The 280-nt window shown below is 70.0% G+C and carries 1 protein-coding gene; it reads right to left on the reverse strand.

The window, feature by feature from the left end; all coding sequences use genetic code 11:
- Positions 1–280, reverse strand: a 280-nt coding sequence (locus tag ACZYRN_RS19430) for a hypothetical protein (protein ID WP_488913204.1), incomplete at both ends; no start/stop codon positions are given.

Consider the following 280-nt stretch of genomic DNA (forward strand, 5'->3'; position numbering starts at 1 on the left):
GTCCTGCAGCGTGAACGTGAAGCTCGTCGCGTCGTCGTTCACCTCGAAGTCGGTGGCGAGCCACGGCAGGATCTCACCGTTCTCGGGGTCCTGGATCGTCAGCGACGCGACGGTCTGGCGCGCGATGGCGATCGCGTCGTTGTTGCCGACCTGCTGCGGGTCGATGCACTGGCTGTCGACCGAGATCGCGAAGGTCAGGTTGCCGCCCGTGACGGGCTCCGCCTCGGCGGATGCGGTCGGTGCGGGGTCGCCGGCGCCGGTCGCGCACGCGGTCAGCGTG

Source organism: Domibacillus sp. F004, assembly GCF_057814295.1.